This window comes from Kocuria sp. KKT182, assembly GCF_055635395.1.
This window is the reverse complement of record NZ_CM145757.1, coordinates 1,840,255-1,863,826: the sequence shown is the minus strand read 5'-3', so window position 1 is coordinate 1,863,826 and position 23,572 is coordinate 1,840,255. Positions and strand designations below refer to the sequence as shown.

General features: G+C 74.4%; 23 protein-coding genes. 12 read left to right on the top strand and 11 right to left on the bottom strand.

The annotated features are described in order from the left end of the window. Positions 1-84: 84 nt before the first annotated feature. Both ACZ2G1_RS08590 and ACZ2G1_RS08585 read left to right on the top strand, forming a co-directional pair. Positions 85-795: a queuosine precursor transporter gene (locus ACZ2G1_RS08590; RefSeq protein ID WP_109221741.1), complete on the top strand. Its 711-nt coding sequence runs from the start codon at positions 85-87 to the stop codon at positions 793-795. A 53-nt stretch (positions 796-848) separates the two neighbouring features. Next, positions 849-1,508, top strand: coding sequence for a DUF4126 domain-containing protein (locus ACZ2G1_RS08585; protein WP_035927819.1), 660 nt, complete (start codon positions 849-851; stop codon positions 1,506-1,508). Here ACZ2G1_RS08585 and ACZ2G1_RS08580 read toward each other — a convergent pair. After that, positions 1,493-2,302 (bottom strand): MBL fold metallo-hydrolase, encoded by an 810-nt coding sequence (locus ACZ2G1_RS08580; protein WP_035927815.1) that lies wholly within the window; start codon positions 2,300-2,302, stop codon positions 1,493-1,495. The two genes, ACZ2G1_RS08585 and ACZ2G1_RS08580, sit on opposite strands and share 16 nt — an antisense overlap. Before the next feature lie 43 nt (positions 2,303-2,345). Next, a complete protein-coding gene (locus ACZ2G1_RS08575; protein WP_158279191.1) occupies positions 2,346-2,819 on the bottom strand; it encodes an SRPBCC family protein in 474 nt (157 codons plus the stop codon). A 61-nt stretch (positions 2,820-2,880) separates the two neighbouring features. Between ACZ2G1_RS08575 and ACZ2G1_RS08570 the strand changes: the two genes are divergently transcribed. Then, entirely contained in the window at positions 2,881-3,603 is a 723-nt protein-coding gene (locus ACZ2G1_RS08570; protein ID WP_158279190.1) for a TVP38/TMEM64 family protein, read from the top strand. Positions 3,604-3,708: 105 nt separating this feature from the next. Here the strand turns inward: ACZ2G1_RS08570 and ACZ2G1_RS08565 are convergent, their stop codons facing one another. After that, positions 3,709-5,262 (bottom strand): alanine/glycine:cation symporter family protein, encoded by a 1,554-nt coding sequence (locus ACZ2G1_RS08565; protein ID WP_043739146.1) that lies wholly within the window; start codon positions 5,260-5,262, stop codon positions 3,709-3,711. A 212-nt stretch (positions 5,263-5,474) separates the two neighbouring features. Next, positions 5,475-5,666: a hypothetical protein gene (locus ACZ2G1_RS08560; protein ID WP_017833895.1), complete on the bottom strand. Its 192-nt coding sequence runs from the start codon at positions 5,664-5,666 to the stop codon at positions 5,475-5,477. A 161-nt stretch (positions 5,667-5,827) separates the two neighbouring features. On the opposite strand from ACZ2G1_RS08560, the gene ACZ2G1_RS08555 reads away from it, so the two are divergent. The 3 genes from ACZ2G1_RS08555 to ACZ2G1_RS08545 all read left to right on the top strand — a co-directional run bounded on the left by ACZ2G1_RS08555 (position 5,828) and on the right by ACZ2G1_RS08545 (position 7,418). Next, positions 5,828-6,253: an Lrp/AsnC family transcriptional regulator gene (locus ACZ2G1_RS08555; RefSeq protein ID WP_035927806.1), complete on the top strand. Its 426-nt coding sequence runs from the start codon at positions 5,828-5,830 to the stop codon at positions 6,251-6,253. Between the two features lie 67 nt (positions 6,254-6,320). Next, the gene (locus tag ACZ2G1_RS08550; protein ID WP_251355919.1) at positions 6,321-6,812 is read left to right on the top strand and encodes a universal stress protein; all 492 of its coding nucleotides are present in this window, start codon (positions 6,321-6,323) and stop codon (positions 6,810-6,812) included. Between the two features lie 138 nt (positions 6,813-6,950). Continuing rightward, on the top strand, positions 6,951-7,418 hold the full coding sequence (locus ACZ2G1_RS08545; protein WP_095651285.1) for a universal stress protein: 468 nt from the start codon (positions 6,951-6,953) through the stop codon (positions 7,416-7,418). On the opposite strand, the gene tgt is transcribed toward ACZ2G1_RS08545, so the two are convergent. From tgt to ACZ2G1_RS08520, 5 genes are all read right to left on the bottom strand, one after another. After that, positions 7,400-8,701: a tRNA guanosine(34) transglycosylase Tgt gene (tgt, locus tag ACZ2G1_RS08540; RefSeq protein ID WP_172604911.1), complete on the bottom strand. Its 1,302-nt coding sequence runs from the start codon at positions 8,699-8,701 to the stop codon at positions 7,400-7,402. The genes ACZ2G1_RS08545 and tgt overlap by 19 nt on opposite strands. A 66-nt stretch (positions 8,702-8,767) precedes the next feature. Next, entirely contained in the window at positions 8,768-9,310 is a 543-nt protein-coding gene (locus ACZ2G1_RS08535; RefSeq protein WP_017833900.1) for an NUDIX hydrolase family protein, read from the bottom strand. A 62-nt stretch (positions 9,311-9,372) separates the two neighbouring features. Continuing rightward, the gene (locus tag ACZ2G1_RS08530) at positions 9,373-10,686 is read right to left on the bottom strand and encodes a glycoside hydrolase family 76 protein (RefSeq protein ID WP_172604388.1); all 1,314 of its coding nucleotides are present in this window, start codon (positions 10,684-10,686) and stop codon (positions 9,373-9,375) included. Positions 10,687-10,728: 42 nt separating this feature from the next. Beyond that, positions 10,729-11,982, bottom strand: coding sequence for a DUF418 domain-containing protein (locus ACZ2G1_RS08525; RefSeq protein WP_470377692.1), 1,254 nt, complete (start codon positions 11,980-11,982; stop codon positions 10,729-10,731). After that, a complete protein-coding gene (locus ACZ2G1_RS08520; RefSeq protein ID WP_043739122.1) occupies positions 11,979-12,920 on the bottom strand; it encodes a pseudouridine synthase in 942 nt (313 codons plus the stop codon). Before ACZ2G1_RS08520 ends, ACZ2G1_RS08525 begins: the two co-directional genes overlap by 4 nt. A 122-nt stretch (positions 12,921-13,042) precedes the next feature. On the opposite strand from ACZ2G1_RS08520, the gene idi reads away from it, so the two are divergent. Continuing rightward, positions 13,043-13,594: an isopentenyl-diphosphate Delta-isomerase gene (gene idi / locus ACZ2G1_RS08515; RefSeq protein WP_017833904.1), complete on the top strand. Its 552-nt coding sequence runs from the start codon at positions 13,043-13,045 to the stop codon at positions 13,592-13,594. Positions 13,595-13,621: 27 nt separating this feature from the next. Here idi and ACZ2G1_RS08510 read toward each other — a convergent pair whose 3' ends face one another. Continuing rightward, entirely contained in the window at positions 13,622-14,530 is a 909-nt protein-coding gene (locus ACZ2G1_RS08510; protein WP_035927786.1) for a LysR substrate-binding domain-containing protein, read from the bottom strand. A 128-nt stretch (positions 14,531-14,658) separates the two neighbouring features. Between ACZ2G1_RS08510 and ACZ2G1_RS08505 the strand changes: the two genes are divergently transcribed. Beyond that, positions 14,659-18,165, top strand: a complete 3,507-nt coding sequence (locus ACZ2G1_RS08505; RefSeq protein WP_470377691.1) for a bifunctional proline dehydrogenase/L-glutamate gamma-semialdehyde dehydrogenase — start codon at positions 14,659-14,661, stop codon at positions 18,163-18,165. Between the two features lie 338 nt (positions 18,166-18,503). On the opposite strand, the gene ACZ2G1_RS08500 is transcribed toward ACZ2G1_RS08505, so the two are convergent. Continuing rightward, entirely contained in the window at positions 18,504-18,995 is a 492-nt protein-coding gene (locus ACZ2G1_RS08500) for a nucleoside deaminase (protein WP_017833907.1), read from the bottom strand. Between the two features lie 401 nt (positions 18,996-19,396). Between ACZ2G1_RS08500 and ACZ2G1_RS08495 the strand changes: the two genes are divergently transcribed. The 4 genes from ACZ2G1_RS08495 to ACZ2G1_RS08480 all read left to right on the top strand — a co-directional run bounded on the left by ACZ2G1_RS08495 (position 19,397) and on the right by ACZ2G1_RS08480 (position 23,518). After that, on the top strand, positions 19,397-20,668 hold the full coding sequence (locus tag ACZ2G1_RS08495; protein ID WP_232035251.1) for an MFS transporter: 1,272 nt from the start codon (positions 19,397-19,399) through the stop codon (positions 20,666-20,668). 226 nt (positions 20,669-20,894) lie between these two features. After that, complete coding sequence (locus ACZ2G1_RS08490; protein ID WP_109221737.1) at positions 20,895-21,260, top strand: hypothetical protein; 366 nt, start codon at positions 20,895-20,897, stop codon at positions 21,258-21,260. Between the two features lie 102 nt (positions 21,261-21,362). Further along, positions 21,363-22,466 carry a pyridoxal-phosphate-dependent aminotransferase family protein gene (locus ACZ2G1_RS08485; RefSeq protein ID WP_017833910.1) on the top strand — a complete coding sequence of 368 codons (1,104 nt, stop codon included), beginning with the start codon at positions 21,363-21,365 and terminating at the stop codon, positions 22,464-22,466. 494 nt (positions 22,467-22,960) lie between these two features. Next, positions 22,961-23,518 carry a hypothetical protein gene (locus ACZ2G1_RS08480; protein ID WP_017833912.1) on the top strand — a complete coding sequence of 186 codons (558 nt, stop codon included), beginning with the start codon at positions 22,961-22,963 and terminating at the stop codon, positions 23,516-23,518. Positions 23,519-23,572: the final 54 nt, after the last annotated feature.

Sequence of the window (23,572 nt, the reverse complement as noted above, 5' to 3'; positions counted from 1 at the left end):
TCCGTCCAGCACACCGCACAGATCGACCCTCGGCGTCCGCCCCGCGCGGGCCGGCGCCGCGTCACGACAGATTGGTGACCGACCGTGTCCTCCTCCGCTCCTGCCCCCGCCGGGTTCGCCCGCCGTCCCCGCACGTACTTCGACCTGGTGGTCGCGGCGTACTGCGTGGTCCTGGTGCTCTCCAACGTCGCCGCGACCAAGGGCGTCGCGTTCGGCCCCGTCATCACCGACGGAGGCTTCTTCCTCTTCCCCCTCGCCTACGTCCTGGGCGACGTCGTGGCGGAGGTCTACGGCTTCCGGGCCGCGCGCCGCGCCATCGTCACGTCCTTCGCCGCGGGACTGTTCTCCTCGGTCGTGTTCTGGCTGGTCATCGCTCTGCCCCCGGCGGAGTTCTACGAGGGCCAGGCGGCCTTCGAGTCCGTGCTCGGCCCCGTCCCGCTCATCGTGGCCGGCTCCCTGCTGGGCTATCTCGCGGGGCAGCTGCTGAACGCGTTCGTGATGGTCCGGATCAAGGCGCGCACGCGGGAGAAGCACCTGTGGGCCCGGCTCATCGGCTCGACGCTCGTGGGCGAGCTCGTGGACACCGTGATCTTCTGCACCGTCGCGGCCCCGGTCATCGGCATCACCACCGCGGCCGACTTCCTCAACTACGTGGTGGTGGGCTACGTGTACAAGGTCCTGGTCGAGGTGCTGGTCATGCCGGTGACCTACGCCGTGATCGGCTGGCTCAAGCGCCGGGAGCCGACCTACGGCGAGACCGCCGTCCCGGGGGCGGCCCTCGCGCCCCAGCGCTGACGGGCCCGGGCGCCCCGCCCGGCCGGGGCGGTGCACGGGCCTACGATGAGCGCATGGATCTCCTCACGGGCACCGGACTCGCGGCCTCGGCGGGACTGAACGCCTACATCCCGCTCGTGGTGCTGGGCCTGCTGGACCGCTGGACCGAGGTCGTCGACCTCGGCCCGGGCTTCGCCTGGCTGTCGAACGGGTGGGTCCTGACGGTCCTGGCCGTGCTGCTGGCCGTGGAGGTGGTGGCGGACAAGGTCCCGGTCGTGGACTCCTTCAACGACCTGCTGCAGACCTTCGTGCGCCCGACCGCCGGGGGCATCGTCTTCGGCTCCTCGGCCACCGCCCAGATCGCCGGGATCGACCTCGGCGGGCAGACGGCGACCGTCACGGACCCGGAGGCGTTCCTCTCCTCGCACGCCTGGATCCCCGTGGCCACCGGGGCGGTGATCGCCCTGGTGGTGCACGTGACCAAGACGGTCTCGCGGCCGGCCGTCAACACCCTGAGCGCCGGGGCCGCGGCGCCCGTGGTCTCGACCGTGGAGGACGTCTCCGCGCTCACGCTGTCCCTCGTGGCCGTCCTCCTGCCGCTGCTCGTCCTCGTGCTGCTGGCCGCCGTCGCCGTCCTGCTGTTCTTCCTCTACCGCGGGCTCCGGCGCCGCCGCCGGCCGGGGACGGACCCCGGCCGGCCGGGCGCCGCCGGCACGGCTCAGAAGCCGAGATAGGCCAGCTGCGCGCCCACCGAGCTCCGGGCGGCGGGCAGCACGTGCTCCGGGACGTCGGCGTAGATCCGCGCCGTGATGGCCTCGAGCGTCGCGGCGCGGCCCAGGGCCCGCAGGGCCTCCCGGACCTCGCCGAGACGCTCCATCCGGTGCTCGAGCAGCTCCTCGCACACCGCCTCCACGTCCTCCCGCACGTCCCCGTGCGCCGGGAGGACCAGGGCGTCGCCCAGCACCGCCAGGCGCTGCAGGGAGCGCAGGTAGTCGCCCAGGCTCCCGTCCGGGTGGTCGAGCATCGTGGTCCCCCGCCCCAGGACCGTGTCGCCCGTGAGCACCGAGCCCGAGGTGCGCCCCGCGGCGGCGGTGGCCGCGCCCGCGACCGGGGTGTCGTCGGGCAGGTGGAAGCTCACGGAGTCGGAGGTGTGCCCGGGGGTGTGCAGCACCCGGATGCGGCACCCGGCGGCCTCGATCGTCTCGCGGTCGAGCAGCGGTCCGGCGTCGCGGCAGAACTGCGGCAGGACGGCGCGCACGGGCGCGCCGGTGAGCGCGTGGAAGTCGTCGACGGCCTCGGTGTGGTCCGCGTGGCGGTGCGTGATCAGTGTCAGGACGGTCCGCCCCGCCGCGGCCAGGGCGGCGAGGTGCCCGCGGTCGGCCGGCCCCGGGTCGACGACGACGACGTCCTGCTGCCCCGGCGCCCCGACCAGCCACGAGTTGGTGCCGTCCAGGGTCATGGGGCCCGGGTTGGGGGCGGTCAGCCGCCGGGTCAGGGCGGTGGTGCGGGTGCCGGCGTCCTGGGTCATGCGGGCAGACTATCCGAGCCCGGCGGGGGACCGGCGCCCCGGCTCACCCCGCGGCCAGCAGGGTCTCGAGCCGGGCGAAGGAGCCGCGCCACGCCGCGGCCGCCCCGGGGTGCACCGCGGGGGGCAGCGGCCCCTGCGTGAGCACCAGCAGGGTGCCCCCCTCCTGGGTGGGGACGAACTCGGTGCGCGTCAGCACGTGGCCGGCGGTGGGCCGGCCGTCCGGTCCGGGCAGCGCCTCGCGGCCCTCGAGCAGGACGTCCCGCTCGACCCGCAGATAGGTGCCGTGCACCGGTGCCACCTGGGCGGGGTCGGTGTCGTGGACCATGCGGAAGCGCTGCCGGCCCCCGGGCCTGACCTCGAGCAGCACCGACTCCCGGGGCACGCTCCAGCCCGGCGGACCGAACCAGGCGGCGAGCCGGTCCGGCTCCGTGAAGGCGGCGAAGACCGCGGCCGGGGGGTGCGCGAGGGCGTGGGAGACGGAGAAGACCTCCGCGGGGTCCAGATCGGTGACGTCCATGCCCCCCATTGTCCCCGGTCGCTCTCGGCCCCCGGGCGCGGCGGTCGGTACAGTGGCGCACGTGAGCACCGAACCCGCGCCGGAGCCGGGGCCCCGCGAGCCCGGCACGCGGCCGGCCTGGGTCACCGCGCTCAAGGGCGGTGCGCTCCTGCTGCTGCTGGCCGTGGCGGTCTGGTACCTCATCGGCCACGAGCTGCCCACCGTGGAGCAGGTCCGGGTCTTCGTCGAGGGCTTCGGCGCGTGGGGGCCCGTCGTCTTCGCCGCGGTCTTCGTCCTCGTGGCGGCCACGCCGGTCCCGGTGACGATCATGGCCGTGTCCGGGGGATTCCTCTTCGGCATGGCCCAGGGCAGCGTGGTCGGGGTCGTGGCCACCACGGCGGGAGCCTGGCTGGGGTACTGGCTCGCGCGGTTCCTCGGCCGCGACGCCCTGTACCGGCTCGCGGGCAACCGGGTCGAGCTGGTGGAGCGCAAGCTCGTCGGCAAGGGCTTCCTCACGGTGCTCGTGCTCCGGCCCGTCCTGCCCAACTGGACCCTCAGCTACGGTGCGGGCCTCGTGCGCATCCCGCAGCGCGACTACCTCGGCGCGACCCTGCTCGGCGGGATGCCGGGCCAGGTGAGCTTCGCCGCCGTGGGGGCCTTCACGTCCCGGCCGTCGTGGCCGGCCCTCGCGGCGGTCGCCGCCTCCTGGGCGGTCGTGGTGGTCGTGGGCGTGCTCGCCTGGCGGCGCTCCCGCGGCGAGGCCGAGCGCGCGCCCGAGGCCGACGGCGTGGGGAGCGCCGACTAGGCGCGCGCCGCGGGTCCACGGCACGGCGACGCCCGGTCCTCGGGGCGAGGACCGGGCGGATGCCGTTCGGGGTGACCGGCCGGTGCGGCCGTGCGGTCCCCGGGCCTAGACCTGGGGCCGGACCGCGGTGGACCCGTCGGTCGGCTCGTTGCCGAGGAGGTGGAGCTTGCCGCTCCTGCGGTCGGCGAGGTACTCCTTCATGTCCCGCTTGATGACGGGCAGCAGCAGGTAGACGCCCAGCAGGTTCACGAACCCGCAGACGAACAGCGCCGCGTCCGCGAAGCTGATGACCTCGCTGAAGGTCAGGACGCAGCCCGCGATCGTGAAGAACAGGTAGATGCCGCGGAAGATGTTGTCGCTGAGCCGGCTGCGCCCGAACAGGTACTCCCACGCCTTGAGCCCGTAGTAGAACCAGGTGATCAGGGTGGAAAAGGCGAACAGGACCACCGCGACGGCCAGCACGATCGGGAACCAGGGGATGACCGTCGCGAAGGCGTCCGAGGTGAGGATGACGCCGTCGGGGGCGCCTCCGCCGGCCTGCACCTGGTCGATGCCGGCCTGCAGGCTCGGCGCGCCGGCGATGATGATGGCCAGGGCCGTCATGGTGCAGATCAGCACGGTGTCGACGAGCGGCTCGAAGAGGGCCACGAAGCCCTCGCTCACGGGGCGGCGGGTCTTGACGGCGGAGTGGGCGATCGCGGCGGAGCCCAGGCCGGCCTCGTTGGAGAACGCGGCACGCTGGAAGCCCACGATCATGACGCCCAGGACGCCGCCGGCCATGCCCTCGGGGGAGAACGCGCCGTCGATGATCGCGGCGATCGCGCCCGGCACGTGGTCGAGGTTGGCGAGGATGACGATCAGGCAGGCGGTGACGTAGACGGCGCCCATGGCCGGCACGAGCCGGCTGGTGGTGGCGCCGATCGACTTGATGCCGCCGATGATGACCAGGCCCACGAACAGGGCGAGGACGATGCCGAAGATCAGGGCCGCCCCGGCGCTGCCGAGGAAGCCGTCGGCGCCGCCGGTGACGTTCTGCACCTGGGCGAAGGTCTGGTTGGCCTGGAACATGTTGCCGCCGGCCGCGCCGAAGAACAGGATCGCCACGGCGAAGACGCCGGTGAGGATCTTGGCGGGGATGCGGCCGAACTTGCTGAAGGCGATGGGCAGGTAGCGGAAGGGCCCGCCGCTGACCGTGCCGTCCTCGTGGACCTCGCGGTACTTCACGCCCAGGGTGCACTCGGCGAACTTGGTCGCCATGCCGAGCAGGCCGGCGCAGATCATCCAGAACGTCGCGCCGGGGCCGCCGAGGGCCATGGCCGCGCCGACGCCGGCGATGTTGCCCAGCCCCACGGTCCCCGACAGGGCGGAGGTCAGGGCCTGGAAGTGCGGCACCTCGCCGGGGTCGTCCTTGGTCGAGAACTTGCCCCGCACCACGTCGGCGGCGACCTTCAGACCGCGGAACTGGATGAACCCGAAGTAGATCGTGAAGATCACGCCGGCCGCGATGAGCCAGGCCACGACGAACGGGAAGCTCACCCCCGCGATGGTGATGGGGTAGAAGACGATGGTCGAGAAGACCTCGGTGATCGGAGCGAACGCGGTGTTGATGGCGTTGTCGATCGCTGCGAGCCACCCGACGTCGTCGGTGACGGTAGTCATGGGTAACGCCTGCGTGATCTGCATCTCACCACTACACCCTGTGGACACCCCGTTGGCAACAGACACGCTTGTCGCCGAAAGAGCCATCTTGCCGTGGCAACAAAGAATTAACACGCAGCGGCCCGGCCTCCCCGCGAGGACGTCTCGTCGCGAGGGGGCCGGGCCGCAGGCGGTGCCGGGGCGGCGTCACCGTTGACGCCGCCGGCGCAGGGTCAGCGGCCGGCGCGGGTCCCGCCGGCCAGGAACTGGGGGGCGGTCATGGCGCACACGCGCAGGCCGCGGGCCAGGTCGCTGCCGGCGCTGCGGAGAGCGCCGCCCACCGAGGTGGCGCGGGACGGTGCCGCAGCCCGGCCGATGGCGGTGAAGAGGAGGGCGGGGAGGCCGAAGACGAGGAGGAGAGCCATGGCAGCAGGCAACTTTCTGTGGGTGGTGCGAGGAGGTCCTGGGGTCCGAGGGCGAGCGGCCGGGTGGTCCGGCGAGCAGTGGCTCCTCGGTTGACATCTGAAGTCTAACGGGCCGATAGTGAATCAATCAATGTGAGAACCCTCACCAGAGAGGTGAATCGTTGCGTCTTGACGAGATTGACCAGCAGATCGTTGCGTCCTTGGTCCAGGACAGCCGGGAGAGCTACGCGGCCATCGGCCAGAAGGTGGGTCTGTCGGCCCCCGCGGTGAAGCGGCGGGTCGACGTCCTGCAGCAGACCGGGGCCATCAAGCGCTTCACGGCGGAGCTCGACCCGTCGGTGATGGGGTGGAACATCCAGGCGTTCGTGGAGCTGCACTGCGACGGCGGGCTCTCGCCGTCGATGATGCGCACCATGGCCGCCGAGATCGCCGAGGTGACCGCGGCCTACACCGTGACCGGCGAGGCGGACGGCATCTTCCTCATCCGGGCCGAGAACACCACCCACCTGGAGGACGTCATGGTCCGGATCAGGGAGTGGAAGGGCATCAACCACACGAGGAGCTCGGTCATCCTCTCGCACCTCTGAGCGCGGCCCGCCGGGCTCTGGAATACTGGCCGCACAGCACCCTCGTCACCGCATCGGAGGACCGGTCATGGAGAACGCAGCGGAAGCAGTCGTCGTCGTCGGGGTCGACGGATCCCCCCAGTCCGTGGAGGCGCTGCGCTGGGGCGCGCGCCTCGCGCCCGCGTACGGGGCGACCGTCAAGGTGGTGGGGGCGTGGGAGAACCCGCCCGAGTACGTCGGCTTCGTCCACTTCAAGGACGACCGGTTCGACGAGCTCGCCCGGGAGCGGGTGGAGCGGGCCGTCCGGGAGGCGTTCGGGGCGGACGTGCCGGCCGGACTCAGCACCGTGGTCGAGTTCGGGCACCCGTCCAAGGTGCTGATGCGCCACTGCGAGGGGGCCGAGCTGCTGGTCGTGGGACGCCGGGGCCACGGCGGCTTCAAAGGGCTGCTGATGGGGTCGACGAGCTCCGCGTGCGTCGCCCACGCCCCGTGCCCGGTGCTCGTCCTCCCCGACGAGACGGTCGGCACCGGGCGGGCGGAGGACTCCGGGCAGGCTCAGGGGGCCGGGCCCGCCGGCTGAGGCGCCGCCCGTCCCGCCCGGGACCGGAGGGACTCGTCCGCCGTGTCCCCACAACATGCTCCCGCGATCGTGCGCGCGGCGCCGCGGGCTCTGTGATACTGATCACGTCAGCGTGATCACGTGAGCAAAGGATTCGGCATGAGCAACGGAACCGCAGCAGCGATCGTCGTCGGGGTCGACGGCTCCCAGCAGTCCGTCGAGGCGCTGCGCTGGGCGGCGCGGATCGCGCCGTCCTTCGGTGCGGGCATCAGGGCGGTCGGGGCGTGGGACTACCCGCCCGAGTACGCCGGGTACGTCCCGCTGGGCAGCGACAACTTCGACGAGGTCACCCAGAAGCAGGTGGACAAGGCGGTGCGGGAGGCCTTCGGCGACGACGTGCCGGCCGGGCTCACCACCTCCGTGGTGTTCGGCCACCCGTCGAAGGTCCTGGTGCACGAGAGCGAGGACGCCACGATGCTCGTCGTCGGGCGCCGGGGCCACGGCGGGTTCCGCGGGCTGCTGCTGGGCTCGGTCAGCGCCGCGTGCGTCGCCCACGCGAAGTGCCCGGTGCTCGTGATCCACGAGCACCCCGAGGCGGAGGGGCCGGCTCAGGAACGTCCCGCGTAGTAGCGGCCCAGGACCTCGTCCCGGTACTCGAAGTACGTCCCGTCGGCCATGGCCTCGCGGGCGCCGTCCACCATGCGCACGACGAACCGCTCGTTGTGGATCGACGTGAGCGTCGCGGACAGGCGCTCCTTGGCCTTGAACAGGTGGTGCAGGTACGCCCGGGTGTAGTGGGCGCACGTGTAGCAGTCGCAGCCGCTGTCGATCGGGGCGAGGTCCGTGCGGAAGCGGGCGTTGCTGACGGTGAAGCGGCCGTCCGGGGCGTACACGGTCCCGGTGCGGGCCACCCGGGTGGGGGAGACGCAGTCGAAGGTGTCCGCGCCGTTCTCGAGAGCCGTGAAGATGTCGTCCGGCTCCGAGATCCCCAGCAGGTGCCGTGGCCGGTCCTCGGGCAGCTCCTCGTTGCACCAGCGCACGATCGTGCCGAGGTTCTCCTTCTCGAGGGCCCCGCCGATGCCGAACCCGTCGAAGTCCATCGCGCCCAGGTCCCGGCACGCCTTCCGGCGCAGGTCCTCGTACTGGGCGCCCTGGATCACGCCGAACAGGGCCTGGTAGGGCCGGTCGGCGCGCTCCTCGGTGAGCCGGGCGTGCTCGGCGACGCACCGCAGCGCCCACCGGCGGGTCCGCTCGAGGGACGTCTCCTGGTAGCCGCGGGAGTTGTGCAGCGTGGTCAGCTCGTCGAACGCGAACATGATGTCCGCGCCCAGCCGGTGCTGCACCTGCATGGAGATCTCCGGGGTGAAGCGGTGGACGTCCCCGTTGATGTGGGACGTGAACGTGACCCCGTCGTCGTCGACCCGCGCCATGCGCTCCTTGCCGGTCGCGACGTCGTCGTCCCCCGCCGCCGAGGCCGCGACCGTGGACATGTCGATGACCTTCCGGAACCCCGAGCCCAGGGACATGACCTGGAAGCCCCCGGAGTCCGTGAAGGTGGGGCCGGACCAGTTCATGAACGCCCCGAGCCCGCCCGCGGCGTCCAGGACGTCCGCGCCGGGCTGGAGGTAGAGGTGGTAGGCGTTGGCGAGCAGGGCCTGCGCGCCGAGCTCCGCCATGGACTCGGGCAGCACCGCCTTGACGGTGGCGGCGGTGCCGACGGGGACGAACGCGGGGGTGCGGATCGTCCCGTGCGGGGTGGTGATGGTCCCGGTGCGGCCCAGGAACGGGCCGCCGTTGGCCTCGAGGCGCCCGCCGGCGATCGTGGCGGTCTCGGCGAGCCGGTGCTCCACCGCGAAGCCGAAGTCGGAGCGGGCGGCGGCGGGGAGCAGGGTCTCTTCTGGAGCGGGCACCCGTCCATTGTGCGTCACCGCCCCGGGGGCGGGTGACGGCGAGCGCCCGTGCGCCGGTGACGCCGCTCAGCGGCCCCAGCCGGCGTGGGCCACGGCCTGGCGCACCAGGTCTCCGCGACCGCCCGCGAACTCCGCCTGCACCTCGGGGCTGAGCGCCTCCTCGGGGCTCATCCAGGACAGCTGCAGGGCGTCCTGGCGGGGGCTGCACTCCCCGCGCACCGGCACGATGTAGCTCAGCGCCACCGCGTGCTGCCGGTCGTCGGTGAGCCCCGTCTCGGACGGCGAGGGGAAGAACTCGGCCACGGCGAAGGGCGTGGTGGAGACCGGCAGCTGCGGGAACGCCATGGCCCCCAGGTCCTTCTCCAGATGGCGCAGCAGCGCGGCCCGGATGGTCTCCCGGTACAGCACCCGGCCGGAGACGAAGGTGTACATCATCTTCCCCTCGGGGGTCGCCTGCAGCAGCAGCCCGATCTCGGAGAGGTAGCCCAGCGGATCGAGCCGGACCGGCAGGGCCTGCACGTAGACCATCGGCAGGCGGCGCCGGGCCTCCTGCAGGTCGTCCTCGTTGAGCCAACCGGGGTTCGGATCGGGGGTGCGGAGGAAGTTCATACTGCTGTTCTATCCCAAGACCCCGGGCGGGGCCACGGCCCGCACCGCCCGGGGCGGCCGGTTCAGCGCTCAGCGGAGCCGGTGTCCCCGGGGACCGCTCCCGGGCGGGCCAGCCGGGCGGCGGCCTCCAGGACCGTCCACGCCTGCACCTGTGTGGACAGCTCGACCGGCACGCCGGGGCGCTGCGACTCGTCGGCGTGCCGCGCCGGGTCCGGGGAGAAGATCGCGACCGTCTCGCCGGCGGCCGCCGGTGCGGTGGGGGGCGCGTTGAAGTCCACCGCGGGATCGAACTCCCGCCGGCCCGCCCACAGGGCGTCGGCGGTGCCGGTCACGAGCGCGGCCGCGGTGCGGCGCGCCGCGGCGGGCAGTCCCGGGTGCAGGGCGGCATCGGAGAGGTAGCGGGCCAGGATCCCGCTGAACAGGCCGCCGTCCCCGCCGCCGTGGGTGCGCAGGACGGGGCGTCCGTCCAGGTCGCGGCCGTACTCCTGCGCGGCGCCCGCCACCACGTCGGCGGCCGTGCGCAGCAGGTCCGCCCGGTCCTGCTCGCCCGTGCCCGGGGCGTCCGCGAGCTCGAGGAGCAGACCGAGCACCGGCCCGGAGTTGTAGCTGAACAGCCTCTCGTCCCGGCGCGTCACCTCGGTGCCGGACCCGGCGGCGACCAGCTGCAGACCGTCGTGGAAGACCTTCCGTTCCGGGTCCCAGAGGGTGGCCCGCAGCCAGTCGAGCACCGCGCCGGCCTGTTCCCGGCGGTGCGTGCGCACGAAGCCGAGGGCCGTGGGCGCGGAGGACGCCGTGTTCTTGACGTCGTGGCGGGTGTTCCAGAAGACCCCGCCCCCGAGGTCCCCGGTGTGGCCCCGTTCGAGCCGGGCGAGCAGGGCGCTGCCCGCGTCCAGGCACGCGACGTCCGGCCGGCCGGTCAGGGCGCGGTCCAGCTCGGCGAGACGGCCCACGGCCAGCAGCAGCCACGCCATGTCGTCGTAGTAGGAGTTGTGGGTCACCCGGCCGCCGCTGCGCAGGGTGATGCCCCGCAGCAGGCGGTGCCCCTCCCGGCGGAACCGCCGGGCCCGCGCCGGGTCGTCCAGGTGCCGCAGCCCGGCGTCCACGAGGGCGTCGAGCAGGTGCGCCTGCCACCAGTAGTGCCACGGGGCCTTCGGGGACGTGGGACGCGGGTGCGCCGGGGCGCCGAGCAGCGTGCCGGGCACCCCCAGCGCCCGTCCGGCGAACAGCTCTCGGACCGAGTGGGCGGCCTTGTCGGCACGCAGCGCGGCCGCGGCGCCCGGTGCGGCGGCGCCGGGGTGCTCGGTGGGCGTGGGGTGTGCGGTGGGCTCGGGGGTCGCCGCGGTGGGCGCGGCGCCCGCTCCGGTCGTCGGGGGCATGGGAACTCCTGTGCTGGCGGGGGAGGGGTGCTGGTGCCGAGCCTAGGCGCTCGCCGGGGCCGGCGGCCCGCCGCGGTCCTCGGCGCGGTTCCCGCCGGGGCCGAGGAAGAGCCGCCGGTGCAGGGTCTCGGCCGGTCCGGGGAGGCCGCGCCGCTCCAGCAGGGCCGCGCCGAGCAGCGTGACCAGCCACACGGCGGAGCCGAGCAGCAGCGCGGCGGTGGGCGTCAGAGAGCGGCCGAGCCCCAGTGCGAACGGGGGCAGCAGCACGGTGAACAGCACGGACTGGGCGAGATAGCCGCTCATCGACCGGCGGCCGAGGGCCTGCAGCGACCACAGCGCGGGATGCTCGCGCGCCCGGAGGGCCGCGGCCCGGGGGCCCAGCACGCGGTCGCAGACCAGCGCCACGAGCAGCGCGTAGCCGATGCCCTGCGCGGCGCCGGTCACCGCGTCCAGGCCGGTGAGCACGGACCCGGCGGCCGGCGAGGGCTCGAGCCGGTCCGTGGTCAGGAGTCCGGTGCCCACGCCCGTGAGCAGCCCGAGCCCGATGCAGACCAGGGCCGTGACCAGCAGCCGGCCGCGGCGGGGCCCGGGGTCCTCGAGCACGCGGTACCGGCTCAGGGCCAGCCCGAGCAGCAGCATGGGCAGCAGGCCGAGCAGCTGGAGCGGGGCGAAGGACACCACCCCGAGCCCCTCCACGAGCCCGAGGACCAGCCGCTCCGGGATCGAGTCCGCCACCAGGCTGGGGAAGGGCGGCGTGCCGGGTGTCCGCACGGACCAGCTCGCCGCACCGTAGAGCACCATGAGCACCGAGCCGAGGGCGGAGAGGATCACGAGGGTGCGCGTGCTCTCGGCGATCAGCACGGCGAGGAAGAGCCCGCCGAACGCGTAGGCGGTGATGATGTCCCCGGGGAAGAGCAGGCACGCGTGCAGGGCCCCGACGAGGAGCAGCCACCCGTAGCGGCGCAGCAGCAGCCGGCGCGCCAGGGGCGGCGGCGTGCCGCGGGCGGCCTCCCGCGCGGCGATCTGGCCCACGCCGTAGCCGACCAGGAACGAGAACAGGGGGAAGCCGCGGCCGTCCACGAGCATCGACATGGCCATGTTGGCGACGTCGTCCGCCGTCCACGCCGCGGTGCCCGCACCGGTGCCCAGCGTCCGGTCCCGGGGACCGTCCGTGGGCCCGGCAGCCCAGATCCAGACGGTGACGTTGGCGACCGCGATGACCCAGAGCATGAGCCCCCGGGCCACGTCCGGCGCCGGGACGCGGCCCGTCGCCCGGGGGGCGTGCGGAGCCCTCACGCGGCGTCCCCGGACGGCAGGGCGCGGCGGCTCTCGAGCACGAGCGGCTCGCCGGTCACCGGGTGGACGAGGGCGATGCGGCGGGCCAGCAGCTGAAGCGGCCGGCCGGGGTCCTCGGCGCCGGCCGGCCGCACCTGCGGGTACAGGGGGTCGTGGCGCACCGGGACGCCCAGGCCGGCCAGGTGCACCCGGATCTGGTGGGTGCGCCCGGTCTCGGGCCGGAGGACGTAGCGGGCCCACGTCCCCTCCTCGTCCGCGAACGGCGGCCCGGCGCTCTCCACCTGGGTGCGGGCGTTGACGGGTCCCGGCACCTCCCGCGCCTGCAGGGACGTGCGGTCCTTGACGATGCGGGACTCGACGAGCCGCGGGAGGCGCAGCCCGGGCCGGTGCGCGGCCACGGCCTCGTACTCCTTCGCCACCGCACGCTCCTGGAAGAGGGTCTGGAACCGGCCCCGGGTGCCGGGGTCCCGCGAGAGCAGCAGCACCCCCGCGGTGCCGCGGTCGAGCCGGTGCAGCGGGGAGAGCCGGTCCTCGCGGCGGGAGCGGCGCAGCTTCACGAGCGCGCTCTGCGCCACGAAGCCGCCGCGCGGCGTGGTGGGCAGCCCGTGCGGCTTGTCGACCGCCAGCAGCCACTCGTCCTCGAACAGGACCGGCAGGTCCCCGGGCAGCTCCGGCTCCTCGGGCAGGGCGCGGTGGTACCAGACCGAGCCGCCGGGGCGGAGGGGAGCGTCGTGGGGGAGGGGCCGCCCGGCGTCGTCGACGATCCCGCCGGCCGCGAAGAGCTCCTCGAGCTCGGGCGCGGACGCGGGGAACCTGCTCAGCAGATAGCCGCGGACGGTCCCGGGGGCGTCGGCCCCGGCGGCCGGCAGCCGCACCCGGACCGGGTCCACCCCGTCCCGCAGCGGCAGGGGGGCGGTGGCGGGCCGACGTCGTCGCATGGTTCCCGATCGTGCTCCGCCCGCGCCCCGTTGTCCACTCGGCGGGCCCGCGTACCGCCGCCCCGCGGATCCTGCGAGAATGGGGGAGCACCCGCACCCGCCCGCCGACCGGAACGAGGCCCATGTCAGCCGAAGAAGTCGTCCTCCTCGACGAGGCGCACCGTCCCATCGGAACCGCGCCCAAGGCCGGGGTGCACACCACGGACACCCCCCTGCACCTGGCGGTCTCGTGCTACGTCCTCGACGACGACGGGCGGCTGCTGCTGACCCGCCGGGCGCTCGCGAAGAAGACCTGGCCCGGGGTGTGGACCAACAGCTTCTGCGGTCACCCGGGCCCCGGCGAGGGGTTCGTGGAAGCCATCGCGCGCCGCGCCGGCCAGGAGCTGGGCTTCGAGGTGACGGCGATGACGGAGGTGCTGCCCGACTTCCGCTACCGGGCGGTGGACGCCTCCGGGATCGTGGAGAACGAGTTCTGCCCCGTCTACCTGGCGCGGGCCACCGGGCGGCCCCGGCCGCTGCCCGCCGAGGTCGCGGAGGTCGCCTGGATCGCCCCGGAGGAGCTGTTCGCCGCGGCGGAGGCCGCGCCGTTCCTGCTCAGCCCGTGGCTGCTGGAGCAGATCGCGGACGACCGGCTGCGCGGGGCGCTCACGAGCCGGGCAGCGCTCCGCCCGTAGCGCTCCGCCCGGCCGGCTCCCTCCGGCTCACTCCATCCGTCCGGCCAGGCCGGCGGCCACCGTCTCGAGGGCGGCGCGCAGCGCGAGGATCGCCGGGCGGTGGGCGCTCGCTCCGCGGATCGAGGTGAACACCGTCCGCCGGGGCCCGGTCGGCAGGTCGACCAGCCGGCAGGGCGAGTCCCCGCCCGCCCACATCAGGTCCGGCATGAGCGCCACGGCGTTGCCGGACTCCACGAGCCGGGTCTGCGCCTGCAGGTCCGCCGTCGAGAACCGGACGTCCGGCTCGAAGCCCGCCCGCCGGCACAGCTGCTCGCCCCAGTGCCGCGAGGCGGCTCCCCGCGGTTCCATGACCCACGGGAGCTCGCGGGCGTCCCGCAGGGAGGCGACGGACGCGTGCTCGGGGCCCGGGGGGACGGCCAGGCGGATGGCGTCCGTGATCAGCCGCCGCCGGTCCAGGTCCGGGTGGTGGGCGGCGGCGTGGCTCGGGTACTGCTCCGCCACGACCACGTCGAACTCCCGGGCCCAGGTCTCGTAGAGGGCCCGCTCCGGCTCGGCCTGCACCATCTCGACCCGCACGTCCGGGTGCTCGCGGCGCATGGCGCCCAGCACCTCCGGCAGCAGCGCCAGGGCCGCGGACTGGAACACGGCGACCCGCACGGTGCCGGTGACCGTGCTCAGCGACGCCGCCAGGTCCGACTCGGTGCGCTCCAGGACGTCCAGCAGCTCGGTGGTGCGCGCCACCAGGATCTCCGCCTGCGGCGTGAGCTGGACCCGCCGGCCGGCCTTCGAGAGCAGGGCCACCCCCGCCTCCTTCTCCAGCGCCGAGAGCTGCTGGGAGACCGCCGAGGGGCTGAAGTTCAGGGCGGCGGCGACCTCCGCGAGGGTGCCCCGCAGGGCGAGTTCCCGCAGCAGCCGCAGCTTGCGCACGTCCAGCATTCCGCCGCCTCCCAAAGATTAGTACTGCTGACGAATCATCTGTGGAATTCTTCACTTTATCCGAATCGTCCCGGGGCGCACACTGGACGTACCGCAGTGCTTTCGACCCAACCCAGGGAGTACCACCCATGACGACGATCCCCGTCCCCCCGGCGGCGCAGGCCACCGGCCGCCCCGCGGTGGGACGCACCCTCCCCCACGCCGCCATCCCGGCGTCGCTGCCCGAGCAGGCCGTGGCCACGGTGCGCCGCTGGCTCACCGAGGCGGAGCAGTTCCCCCGGGACGCCTCGGGGGAGCAGCTGGCGGGCGTGCTGAAGGATCCCGCCGGCCTGGACTTCACGGTCGGCTTCGTGGACGGCGTCATCCGCCCCGAGGACCTCCGGGTGGCGGCCCGCAACCTGGCCCGACTGGCGCCGAAGGTCCCCGGCTTCCTGCCCTGGTACCTGCGCTCCGCGGTGCGCGCGGGCGGGGCCCTCGCCCCCGTGGCCCCGCAGGTCGTCATCCCCGCGGCCCGCAAGGCGCTGCGCGAGATGGTGGGCCACCTCATCGTGGACGCCAGCGAGGCCAAGCTGGGGAGGTCGATCGCGAAGATCCGCAAGGACGACGTCCGGCTCAACGTCAACCTCCTGGGCGAGGCCGTGCTCGGGGACCGCGAGGCCGCCCGGCGGCTGCAGGGCACCCACGACCTGCTGGCCCGCCCCGACGTCGACTACGTCTCCATCAAGGTCTCCTCCACCGTCGCCCCGCACTCGCCCTGGGCCTTCGACGAGGCAGTGACCGAGGTCGTCGAGAAGCTCACCCCGCTGTACGAGCGGGCCGCCTCCTTCACCGCGCCCAAGTTCATCAACCTGGACATGGAGGAGTACAAGGACCTGGACATGACCCTCGAGGTCTTCACCCGGATCCTCGACCAGCCCCGGTTCAAGGACCTGGAGGCCGGCATCGTCCTGCAGACCTACCTGCCCGACGCCCTGGCCGCGATGATCCGCCTGCAGGAGTGGGCCGCCGCCCGCCGCGCCGCCGGCGGCGCCCCCGTGAAGGTGCGCGTGGTCAAGGGCGCGAACCTGCCGATGGAGCAGGTCGAGGCGTCCCTGCACGACTGGCCCCTGGCGACCTGGGACACCAAGCAGGACTCGGACACCCACTACAAGCGGGTCCTCAACTACGCGCTGCAGCCCGAGCACACGGACGCCGTGCGCATCGGCGTCGCCGGGCACAACCTCTTCGACATCGCCTTCGCCTGGCTGCTGGCCACCGAGCGCGGCGTGGCCGGGGCCGTGGACTTCGAGATGCTGCTCGGCATGGCCACCGGCCAGGCCGAGGCCGTCAAGCGCGACGTCGGGTCCCTGCTGCTCTACACCCCCGTGGTGCACCCGGCCGAGTTCGACGTGGCCATCGCCTACCTGATCCGCCGGCTCGAGGAGGGCGCGTCCCGCGAGAACTTCATGTCCGCGGTCTTCGAGCTCTCCACCGACGAGGAGCTCTTCGAGCGCGAGAAGCAGCGCTTCCTCGCCTCCCTGGCCGGCCTCGACGACACCGTGCCGGCCCCCCACCGGGTCCAGGACCGCAGCCTGCCCGAGCCGCCCGCCCCGGTCGACGCGTTCACCAACACGCCGGACACCGACCCGGCCGTGGCCGCCAACCGGGACTGGGGGCGGGCGATCCTCGCCCGGGTCCCCGGCTCCCGGGCCGGCGTGGCGACCGTCACGGCCGCGGCGCTGCGCACGGAGGAGCAGCTCGACCGTGTCATCGAGGCGGCCCTCGAGGCCGGGCGCGGCTGGGCCGCGCTGAGCGGCGCCCAGCGCGCCGAGGTGCTCCACCGCGCGGGCGACGCCCTGTCCGCCCGCCGGGCCGAGCTGCTCGAGGTCGCCGCCGCCGAGGCCGGCAAGACCCTCGACCAGGCCGACCCGGAGATCAGCGAGGCGATCGACTTCGCCCACTACTACGCCGAGCGCGCCCGTGAGCTGGACGAGGTCGACGGCGCGTCCTTCGTGCCCTCCCGGCTCACCGTGGTGACCCCGCCGTGGAACTTCCCGGTGGCCATCCCGGCAGGGTCCGCGCTGGCGGCCCTCGCCGCCGGCTCCCCGGTGGTGTTCAAGCCGGCCGGCCCGACCAAGCGCTGCGGCGCCGTGGTCGCCGAGGCACTCTGGGAGGCCCTCGACGCCTCCGGGATCCCCCGCGACGTGCTCGCCCTCGTGGACCTCGAGGAGCGCGCCCTCGGCCGCCAGCTGATCTCCCACCCGGCGGTGGACCGGCTGATCCTCACCGGCGCCTACGAGACGGCGGAGCTGTTCCGCACCTTCCGCTCCGATCTGCCGCTGCTGGCCGAGACCTCGGGGAAGAACGCGCTGATCGTCACGCCCAGCGCCGACTTCGACCTCGCCGCCAAGGACGTCGCCTACTCGGCGTTCGGCCACGCCGGGCAGAAGTGCTCGGCGGCCTCCCTGGTGATCCTGGTCGGCTCCGTGGCGCAATCCCGCCGCTTCCGCAACCAGCTCGTGGACGCCGTGACCTCCCTGACCGTCGACCACCCGACCAACCCTGCCGCGCAGATGGGCCCGCTCACCGAGCCCGCCGAGGGCAAGCTGCTCCAGGCCCTGACCACCCTCGAGGAGGGGCAGTCCTGGCTGATCGAGCCGCAGCAGCTCGACGGGACCGGCCGGTTGTGGTCCCCGGGCGTGCGCACCGGCGTGCAGCGCGGCTCCGAGTTCCACCTGGTGGAGTACTTCGGCCCGGTGCTCGGCGTGATGACCGCCGAGACCCTGGAGGAGGCCGTGGCCCTCCAGAACGAGGTGGAGTACGGCCTCACCGCCGGCCTGCACTCCCTGGACCCGGAGGACATCGGCTACTGGCTCGAGCACGTCCAGGCCGGCAACCTCTACGTCAACCGCCACATCACCGGGGCCATCGTCCAGCGCCAGCCCTTCGGCGGGTGGAAGAAGTCGGCCGTCGGCCCCGGCACCAAGGCCGGCGGGCCCAGCTACCTCATGGGCCTGGGCGAGTGGGAGCCGGCGCCGCTGCGCGGGGCCGGGCTCCCCGTGGCCGACGCGGCCGCCGTCGAGCTGCTGCAGGCCGCGCACTCGGGCACGGCGGACCTCGGGCCGGCCGAGGCGCAGGGCCTCGAGCAGGCGCTGCGCAGCGACGAGGCCGCCTGGGCCGAGGAGTTCGGCGTCGCCGAGGACGTCACCGGGCTCTACGCCGAGCGCAACGTCTTCCGCTACCTGCCCCTGCCCGTCACGGTGCGCCTGTCCGAGGGCGAGCCGCTCGCCGACCTGCTGCGCGTCGTCGCCGCCGGGCTGCGGGCGGGCTCCGCGCTGACCGTCTCCACGGCGCACGAGCTGCCCGCCCCGGTGCGCGCCGTGCTCACCGACCGCGGCGTGCCCGTGCGGGTGGAGGACGACGCCGCGTGGCTGGCCGGCGCCCCCGCCCTCGGGGGCGGGCGCGTCCGCCTCATCGGCGGGGACCGCGCGGCCCTCATCGCCGCGACGGGCTCGCGCCCGGACCTGGCCGTCTACGCCCACCCCGTCACCGGGGCCGGCCGGGTCGAGCTGCTGCCGTTCCTGCACGAGCAGGCGATCAGCATCACCGCCCACCGGTTCGGCACGCCGAACCACCTCACGGACGAGCTGGTCTAGCGGCTCTTCCGGCCACGGCCCCGGACCTCGGTCCGGGGCCGTGAATCCAGTTCGGGAAACGGTTCCGGCGCTGGACAGGAGGGGCGCCGTCCTCGATGCATCAGGACGAGGGCGGCGCCCGTGGAGCTCGACCGGCTGTGCTCCGGTGTCCCCCCACTTGCATCGCACATCGGACCCGTGAGCCGGCCGCTGCTCGCCGATGCAAGGGTACTGACATGTAAATAAATGTTCACCATTTCGTAAGGCGGCTCACAATTCCGGTACGGATCGGCTCCGACGTGCGGTGACGTCCTCCGGCAGGTCGCCGCGGCGGCCCGGGAGCGCGACCGCACGGAGGCTCAGTAGGCCGTGCGCGCGACGTTCCTGGCCCAGGCCTCGAACGGCGCGGTGCGCTCGGCAAGGGCCACCGGACGCACGGGCAGCGACCGTTCGTGCTCGGGCGTGGCGAAGTACTCGTAGAACTCGGCGTCGTCGAAGCCGCCGGCGGCCGCGTCGTGCCGGTCCGCGGCGAACCAGACGGCGTCCAGCCGGGCCCACAGCGAGGCGGACAGGCACATGGGGCACGGCTCGCAGCTGGTGTAGAGGGTCGCGCCCGAGAGGTCGAAGGTGCCCAGCTCGCGGCAGGCGGCGCGGATCGCCATGACCTCCGCGTGCGCGGTGGGGTCGTTGTCGGCCGTGACGCGGTTGACGCCGCTGAAGCGGCGGCCGTCGGCGGTGACGACGACGGCGCCGAAGGGGCCGCCGTCGACGGCGGCGTTGCCCACGGCCAGGTCGATGGCCTCCAGCAGCAGCTGCCGGGCGTCGGCGGGCGGGGTGCGGTCAGTGTCCATGCGGAACTCCCGGGGTGGGGGCAGATGTCGCCGGGGAGCGTCCCGGGCCGGGGCGGGGGGACGTGCGCCGACGGCGGCCGCTGCGTGGTCGATGGTGCGGTTCTGCCTAGTAGATGGCCCGGGGATCCGGGCCCGCCGTGGGCCTGTCCAGAGGTTACCGAGGAGTGTGCCGGACCACAACAGGTGCCCCGGCGTGCCGGCGGGGGAGGAGGGCCGGGCTCCGCGTGCCGCGCCGCCCGCGCTGTGTCACGCCGCCCCTCCCTCGGCCGATCCTCCGGCGAACCGTGGAACACTGCTGACAGCACTGCTCCCGGTTCCTCGGAGCATCAGCGGGCACGCCGTCCGGCGGGCCCACGACACCGGAAGGAGCGGCCATGGGTCGGCAGACGAGACCCTCCGGCATGCCCGAGCCCCTCCGTCTGGGGCTGCGCGCCAACGCCGCCCAGTTCACGCTCCTGGTGGCGGTCAACGCCCTGGTCGGCGGCATGGTCGGCCAGCAGCAGACCGTGCTGCCGCTGCTGGCCGCCGACGAGTTCGGGCTGACCGGCTACACCTTCATCTTCACCTACGTGGCCGCGTTCGGGATCACCAAGGCGATCGCCAACTGGTTCGCCGGCACCTTCTCCGACCGGTACGGGCGCAAGCCGGTGCTGCTGGTGGGCTGGCTGTTCGCCGTGCCGGTGCCGCTGATGCTGATCTTCGCCCCGGACTGGGGGTGGGTGGTGGCCGCCAACGTGCTGCTCGGCGTCAACCAGGGCCTGACCTGGTCCACGACCGTGGTGATGAAGATCGACCTGGTGGGCCCGGCCCAGCGCGGACTGGCCATGGGGCTCAACGAGGCCGCCGGCTACGGTGCGGTGGCCGTGACCTCCCTGCTGGCCGGGTACCTGGCCGAGCAGTACGGGCTGCGCCCGGCCCCGTTCCTGCTGGGCCTGGCCTACACCGCCCTGGCGCTGCTGCTGTCGGGGGCCTTCGTCAAGGAGACCCGCGGCCACGCGCTGCTCGACGCCGGCCGGCACACCCCGCGCGCCGACGGGATGCACGACCACCTGCACGCCGGTCTCACCGACCGCCAGATCATCGCCCAGACCAGCCTGAGGGAGCCCGCGCTGTCCTCGGCCAGCCAGGCGGGGCTGGTCAACAACCTCAACTTCGGGCTCTCCTGGGGCCTGTTCCCCCTGCTGTTCGCCACCGCGGAGCTCACCGTGTCCCAGATCGGGCTGCTCTTCGCCCTCTACCCCGGGGTGTGGGGCGTCGGGCAGCTGGTCACCGGCGCCCTGTCGGACCGGGTCGGGCGCAAGCACCTGATCACCGCCGGGATGGCCACCCAGGCCGCGGCCCTGGCCGTCATCGCCGCCGGCGACGGGTTCGGCGGCTGGGCCGCCGGGACGGTCCTGCTCGGGGCGGGCACCGCGATGGTCTACCCGACGCTGCTGGCGGTGGTGGGCGACGTCGCCCACCCCGTGTGGCGCGGCCGGGCCGTGGGCGTCTACCGGGTCTGGCGCGACCTGGGCTACGCGGTCGGGGCCGTGCTCGGGGGGATCGTGGCCGACCTGCTGGGCCTGCACGCCGCGGTCTGGGCCGCCGCCGGCATCAGCGCCGTCTCGGCCCTGGTCGTGGCGGCGCGGATGTACGAGACCCACCAGCCGGTCCCGGCCGGCCCCCGGGACTGAGTCCGCGGGACCGAGCCCGCGGGGCGGGAAGCCCTCGGGCGCTCCCCCGGCCCGGGGCCCCGGCCGGGAGAGCGACCCGGCGCCTCGAGGGCCCCGCGACCGGTCGCTAGAGTGGGGAGCGCCCACCCGCCGCACCGGGTCCGCACGCCACCGGGCCCGGGCCGGACCGTCGCCGGCGCCGTGCCGGCGACCGGAGTCCCCGAGCTCTCAGGAGGACGCCCCTCCCATGGCCGACCTGTTCGACTTCAACCACGGCGGCGCCACGCACCCCGGCTCTCGCGCCGCCGTCCACCCCGGGGCGGACTCCGGCGAGCACGTGGTGCTGTACACAGTGGTCACCGAGACGGACCGGCACATCGTCCTCGACGACGGCTTCACCTACGACAAGCGCACCGGTGTGGTCCAGGGCCCCGCGGGGCGCCCCACGCTGCAGAACCGCGTGACGGCCACCGAGGGCAGCGCGATGTTCGCCTCCTGGTCGGAGATCGCCCGGCAGCCCCGCCGCCCGGACGGACGCACGGAGGGCTCCGCCCCGCGGCGGGCCCCGGCGCGACGCCTCGGCCCGCTGCTCCGCCGGCTCGGACGCCGGTGAGGTCTCCGGCGACCTGCGGGGCCGCACGCTGAGGGCCGCCGGCACGGGCAGGCCATAGGCTGGTCGGCGGACCCGTCCACCCGTTCCCTTGAGGAGTGCACCGTGCCCCTGATCCAGCGACACCTGTTCGGCCCCGGCCCGTCCAACCCCTACCCGGAGGCCACGGCGGCGCTGGGCCACCCGCTGCTCGGCCACCTCGATCCCGCCTTCCTCGACGTCATGGACAGCGCCTGCGACGGCCTGCGCACCGTCTGGGGCACGGACAACCGGCGCACCCTGCCGCTGAGCGCCACGGGCTCCGCCGGCATGGAGGCGGCGTTCGTCAACACGGTGGAGGAGGGCGACGTCGTCGTCGTCGCCGTCAACGGCCTGTTCGGCGAGCGGATGTGCGACGTCGCGGCCCGGTGCGGTGCCGAGGTGGTGCGCGTGGACTTCCCCTACGGGGAGCCGATCGACCCGCAGCGCGTCGCGGAGGCGCACCCGTCCCCCAAGATCATCGCGGCGGTGCACGCGGAGACCTCCACGGGCGTGCGCTCCGACATCGCCGCGCTGGGGGAGCTCAAGGGCGACGCCCTGCTGCTCGTGGACGCGGTCACGTCCATCGGCGGCATCGAGCTGCGCGCGGACGACTGGGGGGTGGACCTCGGCTACGCGGGCACCCAGAAGTGCCTGGGGGTCGCCCCGGGACTGGCGCCGTTCACGATCTCGGACGCCGCGTTCGAGCGCCGGGTGCAGCACCCCCGCTCCTGGTACCTGGACCTGGGCATGCTCGGCGGCTACGTGGGCGAGGCCCAGGGCCGGGCCCGGACCTACCACCACACCGCGCCCACGGCGATGATCGCGTCCCTGGACGCCGCGCTGCGCAGGATCGCCGAGGAGGGCCTGGAGAACGTCTGGGCCCGTCACCAGGCCGCGGGCGACGCGCTCCAGGCCGGGCTGCAGGACATGGGGCTGGAGCTGTTCGCCGCCGAGGGGCACCGCCTCCCGGAGCTGACCACGGTCAAGGTGCCCGAGGGCGTCGACTCCGCCTGGGTGCGGGCCTATCTGCTGGAGCACTTCTCCGTGGAGATCGGGGCGGGCGTGAAGGAGTACGCGAACACCGTGTGGCGGATCGGCCTGATGGGCCCCAACGCCGACGCCGGGTCGGTGACCCTCGTCCTGGGCGCCCTCCAGGAGGCGCTGCGGAAGGTCCCCGCCCTGGTGTGAGCCGCTCCGCGTCCGCTCAGATGAGGTCGGTCTCGGAGCGCTCGATGCGCTCCCCGGTGCCGGGGTCCGCCACCGTGCGGCGGGTGGAGCGGCGCCGGGACGGCACGGCGGCGGCGACCCGGCCCGACGCGGAGGGTCATGTTCGGTCACGACGGCGCGGGCGCCCCGTGTCCCGCGGGGCGACCCGTGCTCCCCGGCCCGGCGCCGCGCTGCTCGGGCGGCCCGGGGGCGCGGCGGGGCGGAGCGGGAAGCGTGCTGCCGAAACCGCCGCTGGCAAGGCACGATCCCCCGGCCACTGCGCCGGCGGAGCACGCACCCGGGCGGCGCGGGTCTCCCGCGCACGCCGCCCGGCGGCCGGTGCGCCCCGTGCCGGTGGCACGACCCCGGGGTGCTCCGGCACGGAGCCGCCCGCCGGGGCGCCGGGGCCTGTAGCCGGACCCGTCCGGCTCTGCTTCTATTGAGGAACGTGGGGACCTACCGAGGAGGAACATCCGATGGAAACCTGGATCTGGATCGTGCTGGCCCTGGCCGTGCTGGCCGTGGTCGTCCTGGCCGTGCTGGCCGGGAGCCGCAAGAAGAAGGAGCGCGAGGCCGTGGAGCGGCGGGAGAACCAGCAACGCGCCGCCGAGCTGCGCGCCCGCAGCGAGGAGGAGGACCTCTCGGCCCGCGAGCGGAAGGCGGACGCGGACGCGGCCCGCGCCGAGGCCGAGAAGGCCCGGATCGAGGCCGACCGCCTCGAGCAGGACGCCCAGCGGCGCACCGAGGACGCCGAGAAGGTCCGCCAGGAGGCGGAGACCCATCGCCGGGACGCCGCCTCGCTCGTCCCGGACGGGGACGACTCCACCCCTTCTGATGCCTCCCGCGGACGCCGCGAGGACGTCACCGATCGCGCCTCCGGGACGCGCTCCGACGAGGCCCCCTGGCAGGACGGCGACGCCGGACCGGACACCCGGACCCGGCACGACGGCGACACCCTGCACGGGGACACCCTGCACGACGGCAGCGCCCGCCCCGCCGGCGACCCCGGCCCCGGGGACCGGCCGCGCACCTGAGCCCCGGCTCGGACGCGGCGGTCGTCGAGCCGCGGAGAGCGAGCGGGGCCGGTG

What these genes read in the sequence shown, in the direction of transcription:
- ACZ2G1_RS08585 (WP_035927819.1), top strand. Translation starts at nt 849, where the DNA reads ATGGATCTCCTCACGGGCACCGGACTCGCGGCCTCGGCGGGACTGAAC.
- ACZ2G1_RS08580 (WP_035927815.1), bottom strand. Translation starts at nt 2,302, where the DNA reads ATGACCCAGGACGCCGGCACCCGCACCACCGCCCTGACCCGGCGGCTG.
- ACZ2G1_RS08575 (WP_158279191.1), bottom strand. Translation starts at nt 2,819, where the DNA reads ATGGACGTCACCGATCTGGACCCCGCGGAGGTCTTCTCCGTCTCCCAC.
- ACZ2G1_RS08565 (WP_043739146.1), bottom strand. Translation starts at nt 5,262, where the DNA reads ATGACTACCGTCACCGACGACGTCGGGTGGCTCGCAGCGATCGACAAC.
- ACZ2G1_RS08560 (WP_017833895.1), bottom strand. Translation starts at nt 5,666, where the DNA reads ATGGCTCTCCTCCTCGTCTTCGGCCTCCCCGCCCTCCTCTTCACCGCC.
- ACZ2G1_RS08550 (WP_251355919.1), top strand. Translation starts at nt 6,321, where the DNA reads ATGGAGAACGCAGCGGAAGCAGTCGTCGTCGTCGGGGTCGACGGATCC.
- ACZ2G1_RS08545 (WP_095651285.1), top strand. Translation starts at nt 6,951, where the DNA reads ATGAGCAACGGAACCGCAGCAGCGATCGTCGTCGGGGTCGACGGCTCC.
- ACZ2G1_RS08535 (WP_017833900.1), bottom strand. Translation starts at nt 9,310, where the DNA reads ATGAACTTCCTCCGCACCCCCGATCCGAACCCCGGTTGGCTCAACGAG.
- ACZ2G1_RS08530 (WP_172604388.1), bottom strand. Translation starts at nt 10,686, where the DNA reads ATGCCCCCGACGACCGGAGCGGGCGCCGCGCCCACCGCGGCGACCCCC.
- ACZ2G1_RS08520 (WP_043739122.1), bottom strand. Translation starts at nt 12,920, where the DNA reads ATGCGACGACGTCGGCCCGCCACCGCCCCCCTGCCGCTGCGGGACGGG.
- idi (WP_017833904.1), top strand. Translation starts at nt 13,043, where the DNA reads ATGTCAGCCGAAGAAGTCGTCCTCCTCGACGAGGCGCACCGTCCCATC.
- ACZ2G1_RS08510 (WP_035927786.1), bottom strand. Translation starts at nt 14,530, where the DNA reads ATGCTGGACGTGCGCAAGCTGCGGCTGCTGCGGGAACTCGCCCTGCGG.
- ACZ2G1_RS08505 (WP_470377691.1), top strand. Translation starts at nt 14,659, where the DNA reads ATGACGACGATCCCCGTCCCCCCGGCGGCGCAGGCCACCGGCCGCCCC.
- ACZ2G1_RS08500 (WP_017833907.1), bottom strand. Translation starts at nt 18,995, where the DNA reads ATGGACACTGACCGCACCCCGCCCGCCGACGCCCGGCAGCTGCTGCTG.
- ACZ2G1_RS08495 (WP_232035251.1), top strand. Translation starts at nt 19,397, where the DNA reads ATGCCCGAGCCCCTCCGTCTGGGGCTGCGCGCCAACGCCGCCCAGTTC.
- ACZ2G1_RS08490 (WP_109221737.1), top strand. Translation starts at nt 20,895, where the DNA reads ATGGCCGACCTGTTCGACTTCAACCACGGCGGCGCCACGCACCCCGGC.
- ACZ2G1_RS08480 (WP_017833912.1), top strand. Translation starts at nt 22,961, where the DNA reads ATGGAAACCTGGATCTGGATCGTGCTGGCCCTGGCCGTGCTGGCCGTG.